Genomic DNA, 2,067 nt, shown 5'->3' with positions numbered 1-2,067 from the left:
CCCGTGGTGACCGGAGGCATCGCCCAATGATCGGTAAACTGCTGAAACGTCGCGCCAGGACGAGTGAAGATGGATCGATCGTGGTCGAGGGCGCCCGCAAGGCGACCGGCGGCAAGGGCAGGACGCGCATCGTCATGACGATGGCGGTGTTCTTCGGCATCTTCTCGACCATATCAGGGCGGCTGGTCTATCTCGGCTTCCAGACCCCCGATATGTCGGGCGGTCCGCAGAGCCGGGTGACGGCATCGCGGCCCGACATCGTCGACCGCAACGGCGAAGTGTTGGCCACGGACATCAAGACGGCGTCGCTGTTTGCAGAACCACGCCGGATTGTCGACGCCGACGAGGCGATCGAGAAGCTGTCGACGGTGCTTCCGGACATCGACTATGAGCAGACCTACCATAAGCTGAAGAGCGGCGCCGGTTTCGTCTGGCTGCAGCGGCAGCTGACGCCCAAGCAACAGTCCGACATCATGCAGCTCGGCATTCCCGGTTTCGGCTTCCGCACCGAAAAGCGCCGCTTCTATCCGAGCGGCGAAACCTCGTCCTACATTGTTGGGCTCACCAACATCGACAACCAGGGCATCTCCGGCATGGAGAAATATGTCGACGAGCAGGGGCTGAGCGACCTGCAGGCGTCGGGCCTTGCCATTGCCAAGGATCTCAAGCCGGTAAAGCTTTCGATCGATCTGCGCGTGCAGCATGTGGTGCGCGACGAGATCGCCGCCGGCCTGGAGCGCTATCGTGCCATGGGCACCGGCGCCGTTGTGCTCAACGTCAAGACCGGCGAAGTGGTGGCCATGGCCTCGGTGCCGGATTTTGATCCGAACAATCCCTACAACGCACAAGACAAGGACCGGCTGAATCGCATGTCGGCGGGCCTCTACGAGATGGGTTCGACCTTCAAGAGCTTCACCTCAGCCATGGCGCTCGATTCCGGCAAAGCGACGATGGCGAGCCGCTTCGATGCTTCGCATCCAATCCGGGTCGGCCATCAGGCCATTCACGATTTCCACGGCAAGAACCGTGTGCTGTCGTTGCCGGAGGTGTTCCTCTACTCGTCCAACATCGGGTCGGCCAGGGAAGCCGAGATGGTCGGCATCGAGGGGCATCGCGAATTCCTGCATCGCCTTGGCATTCTGGACAGGATGCAGACCGAATTGCCGGAGACTGCCCGTCCGACTGAACCGAAGGTCTGGAAACAGGTCAATTCATTCACCATCGCCTTCGGCCATGGCGTGTCGACGACGCCGCTGCAAGCGGCTGTGGGCTGCGCGGCGTTGATGAATGGCGGTTTCCTGATGAACCCCACCTTTCTGGTGCGGACGCAGGCGGAAGCGATGGCCACCGCCAAGAGAGTGGTGAGCGAAAAGACCGTCGAAGGCATGCGCTACCTCTATTCGCTCAATGCCGAAAAGGGCTCTGCCAGAAACGCCAGAGTCCCCGGCTACCGCGTTGGCGGCAAGACCGGAACCGCCGAGAAGGTCATCAATGGCCGCTACTCGAAGGACTTGAATTTCAACACCTTCGTCGCCGCCTTCCCGATGGACGATCCGCAGTATCTGGTGTTTACCATTGCCGATGCCCCGCACCCGGAAAAGCCCGGCATGACGGATGTCGCGGCCGCGAATGCTGGGGTTATGGCCGGCAATATCATCAGGCGTTCAGCTGCCATGCTTGGCGTGAAGCCAGATTTCAGCCATGAAAATGGTGCAACGCTGGTTTCCTATCAGTGATTCTTAGGGCGCGCCGGCAACAGCGCGCTATTTTGTTACGGTGAACGGGACTCGATGAAGCTCAGAGATCTAGCCGGTATCCTGCCCGTCGAGGGAATAGCTTCCGTCGATCTGGAGGTTACAGGGATTTCTTCGGATTCCCGCGAGGTAAAAGCGGGCGTTGTCTTTTTTGCGCTCGCCGGAACCAAGGCCGACGGTGCCGTTTATGCCGCAGATGCCGCCGCGCGCGGTGCGGCCGCGATCGTGGCGGGCAAGGGCAGCACCATTGCCGGGCTCCCGGTTCCGGTGCTGGCGGTCGACCATCCGCGCCCGGCGCTGGCGCAGAGTGCGG

General features: G+C 61.4%; 2 protein-coding genes. Both read left to right on the top strand.

Features of this window, described 5'->3' with window-relative positions; genetic code table 11:
- Positions 1 to 26 precede the first annotated feature (26 nt).
- Positions 27 to 1,736, top strand: coding sequence for a penicillin-binding protein 2 (locus tag EOA22_RS28880; RefSeq protein ID WP_013530951.1), 1,710 nt, complete (start codon positions 27 to 29; stop codon positions 1,734 to 1,736).
- Positions 1,737 to 1,790: 54 nt separating this feature from the next.
- The coding region (locus EOA22_RS28875) for a Mur ligase domain-containing protein (RefSeq protein WP_245478712.1) at positions 1,791 to 2,067 on the top strand (277 nt) is incomplete at its 3' end.

Origin of the sequence: Mesorhizobium sp. M7A.F.Ca.US.014.04.1.1, assembly GCF_003998745.1 — a bacterium.
Classification (GTDB): Bacteria; Pseudomonadota; Alphaproteobacteria; order Rhizobiales; family Rhizobiaceae; genus Mesorhizobium; species Mesorhizobium ciceri.
The sequence above is the reverse complement of the archived record's forward strand: the minus strand, read 5'-3'. Positions and strand labels throughout refer to the sequence as shown.

Coding starts and splice junctions, on each gene's coding strand:
- EOA22_RS28880 (WP_013530951.1), top strand. CDS start 27: ATGATCGGTAAACTGCTGAAACGTCGCGCCAGGACGAGTGAAGATGGA.